This window comes from Microcoleus sp. B4-C1 (assembly GCF_036705285.1).
Classification (GTDB): domain Bacteria; phylum Cyanobacteriota; class Cyanobacteriia; order Cyanobacteriales; family Microcoleaceae; genus Microcoleus.
Window position 1 is genome coordinate 1 of record NZ_JAUBUC010000169.1, and the last position, 5,211, is coordinate 5,211.

Below are 5,211 nucleotides of genomic sequence, written 5' to 3' on the forward strand. Positions count from 1 at the left end.
ATGATTGCTGTATTTGGTTGTCAATGTTCGGATGATGTTTATATTATTACGCCTATCGTTAAGGTTTGTAAAGGGGTTTGACGACAGTTAAACTGATGACTGTGATTAGGAAAGCTGATGAAACCAGAGACAGGGGCGTAGCTTGCGGGGCCCGACGCCATCGCCAGAAGTTTTGTTAAGAAAGTTGAGGGTTTTGCTTTCTGTAGGTCAGCTCGTGATACCTTTCTAAAACCTGAAAGCGGGAAAGTCCGGTGCAATTCCGGCGCTGTGCCGCAACTGTAAAAGTCAGAATGCCGATTTCGGGGGCGCTTTGTGGGCGTTTACTTTTGGATTCCCTGCGTAGCACGGGGAGGAGATTATTTGTTAGCTTTGACTGATTTGCCGACTTGTCCGGGTTTATTTTACGGTTCCCAAGCCCGAGACGGAGTTTTATCGAGAATGCGGATTCCGGGGGGAATTTTAAACGCGCAGCAGTGTCGGACGATCGCCGATTTAGCAGATCAATACAGTACCGGCTGTTTGCAAGTGACGAATCGGGGAAATTTGCAAATCCGAGAAGTGCACTCGGAAATTCCCCCGGAAGTCTGGAACCGCTTGCAGGAATTGGGGATAGCGTCTCGCCGCGTTGAAGTTGACCCGATTCGCAATATTATGGCAAGCCCGACAGCAGGGATCGATCGCCAGCAGTTACTCGATACTCGCCCGCTAGTGAAAGCTTGGGATGATTACCTGCAAACGCATCCCGAATTGTCGGAACTTTCGCCTAAGTTCAGTATTGGCTTGGATGGCGGGGAATCGGTTTCGATCCAGGCTTTACGCAACGATATTTTATTAGCTGCCTTCGGTCGTTTAACCAAATCAGAAATCGTTTTTCGGCTGCATTTAAACGGCGATACAGGAATTTTTATCCAAGAATCGCAATGTATTTCAGTATTAGCCGCCCTCGCTAGCACCTATCTTGAATACACAAAAAATCGACCTCGAATTGATGGCAAAAAACCGCGTTTGCGTCACCTGCTGGCAGATTGGGGTGTTGAAAGTTATCTAGAAAGGGTACAGCAGAATTTACCATTTTTATGGCAATTCACATCTTGCACATTTCCCAAAAACAGGCAAGATGCCTGTTCCACAAACAGTGAATTTCCTTGTGGGGTGGGCATCTTGCCCGCCCGTTCGATCGACTCATCTGCAAGGGCGATCGAACAATCCCGACATCTCGGCATTCATCCTCAGCGACAGCCCGGTTTCTCCTACATGGGAATTGCACTGCCTCTCGGTAGGCTAGAATCAAAGCAACTGCGGAATTTGGCAAATTTAGCCCAAAAACTAGCAAGCGGTACCCTGAGACTTACGCCGTGGCAAAATCTGTTGATTTCTGATATCCCCAACTCCCAGCTTTTTGAGGTAAAACAGCAAATCGCTGATTTGGGATTGCACTCGTCGGCGACTCGCCTAGATTCGTGCTTGGTGGCTTGTGCCGGCAGCAGCGGCTGTGCGTCGGCGGCGACAGATACTCAAAGTCACGCCCTAGCAATGGCGAGGGATTTAGCGCAAAAATTGACGATCGACCTGCCGATTAACATTCATTTCAGCGGTTGCCAAAAGTCCTGCGCCCAGCACCAGCCAATTGATATCACGCTGGTGGGAATTCAGATTGAGCAAGGACACGAGACGATCGAAGGTTACGACATTTATGCGGGTAGAAAAGATTTGCCCTTCGGGCGACCAATTTTTCCGGCGGTGAGTGCTGTCGAGATGCCCGGTGCGATCGAGCGAATGTTGCAGGTATATCAGCGCTTTCGAGAGCCTTTGGAGTCATTTGGTGAGTTTGTCGATCGGTGGGCTATCGAGCAATTGCAGGAGGTTTTTAGCACCGAAAATCGGAATTGAAAGTGAAAAAATATTCCCTAAAAACTGACAAATTGTAATCATTTCTCTTTCTATCTCTCTTGATATTTCTTCCTTCGCGCCTTCGCGGTTCATTCAAAAAATCTATTTCACAAATCCCACAAACTTCCCATAGCAGTTTTAAACAATGATTGACTACATTCGAGACGGAACAGAAATCTACACAAAATCCTTTGCCACAATTCGAGCCGAAGCAGATTTGTCAAGCTTGCCGCCCGATTTAGAATCGGTAGCCGTGCGACTAATTCACAGTTGCGGCATGACCGATATTGTTACAGATTTAGCAGCTTCCCCCGGTGCAGCCACCTGCGGACGCCAAGCCCTCTCCGCAGGTGCGCCGATTCTGTGCGATGCCCGGATGGTGGCCGAAGGTATCACTCGCAAACGCCTTCCCGCTGACAATCCGGTGATTTGCACCCTCTGGCATTCCGAAATCCCGGAGTTGGCGCGACAAATAGGAAATACTCGATCGGCTGCGGCGCTTGATTTATGGCTGGACAACTTGCAGGGTGCGGTTGTGGCAATTGGCAATGCCCCGACTGCTTTGTTCCGACTACTGGAAATGCTGGATGCCGGAGCACCCAAACCGGCTTTAATTCTGGGTTTCCCGGTAGGATTTGTGGGGGCTGCCGAATCCAAAGCCGAACTGGCCGCCAACAGTCGGGGAGTGCCATTTATTACGTTGCACGGGCGGCGCGGTGGCAGTGCAATGGCAACGGCGGCCGTGAATGCGTTAGCGAAAAAGGATGAATTGTAAGCAACCCCGGTCTAAAGACACGGGGCTTCAGTTTATTTGCTGAAGCCGTGCTTACCCGCCTAAGCCTTAAGTGGCTACGTTGTTGGGGTCAAAACACCGGAAAATGCGACGCTAGTTTTCCGCTCTGTTGTTTGCAATTAAACAATTCTAAGGTCACTGGAATAGTGTTGCAAGCGTAAAAAGCCCTTATAACATTGGCAAAGCGAACTTTACGAGAAATCGAAGGGACACAACAATGTCTATCCAACCAAATTACGTTTTTGTTCTAGATGCTAACCGCAAACCACTAACACCATGCAAACCATCTTTGGCACGCAAACTGTTAAAGGTTGGCAAATGTAAAGTGTTTAGGCTTTATCCTTTCACTCTAATTTTGAAAAAAAAGGTAGTTCAATACCCGCAGCCTGTCACTTTAAAGATTGACCCCGGTTCAAAAGTTACGGGGTTTGCTCTGCTTCTGAATTCCCATCTAATCTGGGTAGCCGAATTAACCCATCGCCCTCAAGCAATTAAGGCATTGCTAGAGTCGCGTCGTTCTCTGCGACGCAACCGCAGAAGTCGCCAGACAAGGTATCGCCAAGCGAGATTTTTGAACCGAACTAGATCTAAAGGTTGGTTGGCTCCCAGCCTCCAGCACCGAGTAGATACGACATTAACTTGGGTCAACAAACTATCAAAGCTTGCACCCATTAAGACGATTTTTCAGGAATTAATTAGGTTTGATTTACAAAAAATGGAAAACCCGGAGATTTCAGGAATTGAGTATCAACAAGGAGAGTTGCAAGGCTACGAAGTCCGCGAGTATCTTCTTGCCAAATGGGATAGGCGGTGCGCTTACTGTGGCATAGAGAATGTACCGCTACAAGTTGAACACATTCATCCTAGATCGTCGGGCGGAACTAATAGAATATCTAACCTGTGCTTAGCTTGCGAACCTTGTAACACAAAAAAAGGGACTAAAGACATCAAGATATTCTTAGCAAAAAAACCCGATGTTTTGAAAAAAATTGTGGCACAAGCTAAGCGTCCGTTGAAGGATGCCACTGCTGTTAACTCGACTCGATGGGCTTTATTCAATCGATTAAAAGCAACAGGCAAAGAGATTATTACAGGCTCTGGCTGGTTGACTAAATTCAATCGCATACGCCTAGAACTGCCAAAAACCCACTTCTTTGATGCTGCTTGCGTAGGGAATACACCTGAAATTTCCGTTTCAGTGAATCAGCCTTTGAATATCAAAGCCACGGGGCATGGTTCAAGGCAGATGTGCCGCACGGATAAATTTGGATTCCCTTCTAGGTACGTTCCGAGGTTTAAGTTTGTTAAGGGTTTCCAGACAGGGGATATTGTAAAAGCCGTTGTTACTTCGGGCAAAAAGATGGGCACTTATACGGGCAGAGTGGCTGTCCGCTCATCTGGCAGTTTTAATGTGGCAACAACCCAAGGATTAATCCAAGGAATCAATCACAAATATTGTTTTCCTATTCATCAAAAGGATGGGTACAATTATGGGTTTTAAGACTGTTGACGGGATACTTTAGTATCCCGTGTCCCTTTTCCTCCCAGGGCTAAAGCCACTGGGTTTCCAAGTTATCGCGAGGTTTTTATGACTAAGGCTACTGGTAAATTGTACGGTTTGGGTATTGGCCCTGGCGATCCAGAATTGATTACTTTGAAAGCTTATCGGATTTTGCAATCGGTGCCGGTGATTGCCTATCCGGCGATGGAAAATGGTAAGGTGCTGGCGCGGGCGATCGTCGCAGATTATCTGCGCCCGGAGCAAATTGAGATTCCGATGCCGCTGCCTTTTAGTCCGACGCGATCGTCTCAACCTTATTATGATATTGCAGCCGAGAAAATTGCGGCACATCTGAGCGAGGGGCGGGATGTGGCGGTGCTATGTGAGGGCGAGCCTTTTCTCTACGGCTCGTTTATGTATCTATTCAACCGTTTGTCGGCGAGATTTACCACTGAAGTTGTGCCGGGAATTTCTTCGACAATGGCGAGTGCGGCTGCGTTGGGAGTGCCGCTGACTTATCGTAACGATGTGTTAAGTATTATGCCTGCGACGCTGGATGCTGAGGTTTTGCGCGATCGGCTGGCGGTTGTTGATGCGGCTGTGATTATTAAGCTGGGGAGGCATTTTGCGAAAGTCCGGGATGTACTGATTGAGTTGGGACAGTTCGATCGAGCATTGTATATAGAACGCGCAACTATGCCGAATCAGCGAATTCGGGCGATCGCAGATGTCGAACCCGCTGAAGTTCCCTATTGGGCTCTCATTATGATACCTAGCCAGCAGAAGTCTGTATCTTAATATTTCCATGCCTGAAGGCGACGCGCTTCCAGGCTTTACCTAGTTTTTGTCCATTCTTTCCCATTTATCCACCATTCCTGCTATTTATAAGTCAATCTTATACATATCATCAGTTAATCTGTTGTTAAAAAACTTTACAAACCTGAGAATATGCTTTATGTTTATTTACATGGCGGAACACAAAGCCGTCACGAACATTGAAAACCAAATAAAGCAATCATAAACAAAT

At 47.3% G+C, this 5,211-nt stretch carries 4 protein-coding genes and 1 riboswitch; all 4 genes read left to right on the forward strand.

The genetic code is table 11. From position 1 onward, the window contains the following. Nucleotides 1–224: 224 nt before the first annotated feature. Nucleotides 225–304, forward strand: a riboswitch (adenosylcobalamin-variant (AdoCbl-variant) riboswitch). Nucleotides 305–312: 8 nt separating this feature from the next. Beyond that, nucleotides 313–1,890 (forward strand): precorrin-3B synthase, encoded by a 1,578-nt coding sequence (gene cobG, locus QUB26_RS31080; protein ID WP_333321161.1) that lies wholly within the window; start codon nt 313–315, stop codon nt 1,888–1,890. A gap of 145 nt (nt 1,891–2,035) precedes the next feature. Next, nucleotides 2,036–2,665, forward strand: a complete 630-nt coding sequence (locus QUB26_RS31085) for a precorrin-8X methylmutase (RefSeq protein WP_333246957.1) — start codon at nt 2,036–2,038, stop codon at nt 2,663–2,665. Between the two features lie 235 nt (nt 2,666–2,900). Then, nucleotides 2,901–4,184 (forward strand): RNA-guided endonuclease IscB, encoded by a 1,284-nt coding sequence (gene iscB, locus QUB26_RS31090; protein WP_333321163.1) that lies wholly within the window; start codon nt 2,901–2,903, stop codon nt 4,182–4,184. Nucleotides 4,185–4,271: 87 nt separating this feature from the next. Then, the gene (locus QUB26_RS31095; protein ID WP_333234318.1) at nt 4,272–4,982 is read left to right on the forward strand and encodes a precorrin-2 C(20)-methyltransferase; all 711 of its coding nucleotides are present in this window, start codon (nt 4,272–4,274) and stop codon (nt 4,980–4,982) included. Nucleotides 4,983–5,211 lie beyond the last annotated feature (229 nt).

What these genes read in the sequence shown, in the direction of transcription:
- iscB (WP_333321163.1), top strand. Translation starts at nt 2,901, where the DNA reads ATGTCTATCCAACCAAATTACGTTTTTGTTCTAGATGCTAACCGCAAA.
- QUB26_RS31095 (WP_333234318.1), top strand. Translation starts at nt 4,272, where the DNA reads ATGACTAAGGCTACTGGTAAATTGTACGGTTTGGGTATTGGCCCTGGC.
- QUB26_RS31085 (WP_333246957.1), top strand. Translation starts at nt 2,036, where the DNA reads ATGATTGACTACATTCGAGACGGAACAGAAATCTACACAAAATCCTTT.